Genomic DNA, 742 nt, shown 5'->3' with positions numbered 1-742 from the left:
AAAGGCCCTGGAGAGTCTGGGTATTTCGCTGGAGGGTGTGCGTCAGCAGGTCGAGGAGATCATCGGCCAGGGTCAGCAGGCGCCGAGCGGGCATATTCCGTTCACGCCGCGGGCGAAGAAGGTGCTGGAGCTGTCGCTGCGTGAGGCGTTGCAGCTGGGCCACAACTACATCGGCACGGAGCACATCCTGTTGGGCCTGATCCGCGAGGGCGAGGGCGTCGCCGCGCAGGTCCTGGTGAAGCTGGGCGCGGACCTGAACCGGGTCCGCCAGCAGGTCATCCAGCTGCTCTCCGGCTACCAGGGCAAGGAGCCGGCCGCCGCCGGTGCCGCGCCGGGTGAGGCCGCGCCGTCGACCAGCCTGGTGCTGGATCAGTTCGGCCGCAACCTGACCCAGGCCGCCCGGGAGGGCAAGCTCGACCCGGTCATCGGGCGGGAGAAGGAGATCGAGCGGGTCATGCAGGTGCTGTCCCGCCGTACGAAGAACAACCCGGTGCTGATCGGTGAGCCCGGCGTCGGTAAGACCGCCGTGGTGGAGGGGCTGTCGCAGAAGATCATCAAGGGTGAGGTGCCGGAGACGCTGAAGGACAAGCAGCTCTACACGCTCGACCTCGGTGCGCTGGTCGCCGGTTCCCGGTATCGGGGTGATTTCGAGGAGCGGCTGAAGAAGGTGCTCAAGGAGATCCGCACCCGCGGTGACATCATCCTGTTCATCGACGAGATCCACACGCTCGTCGGTGCCGGG

1 protein-coding gene is annotated in these 742 nt (G+C 67.0%); it reads left to right on the top strand.

The window, feature by feature from the left end:
* Positions 1-742: Clp protease N-terminal domain-containing protein (locus HA073_RS30210; RefSeq protein ID WP_166457867.1), on the top strand; the 742-nt coding region annotated here is incomplete at both ends.

It is taken from the genome of Micromonospora sp. CMU55-4, from assembly GCF_011602315.1.
Classification (GTDB): domain Bacteria; phylum Actinomycetota; class Actinomycetes; order Mycobacteriales; family Micromonosporaceae; genus Micromonospora; species Micromonospora chalcea.
This window is presented reverse-complemented; position numbering and strand designations above follow the sequence as displayed.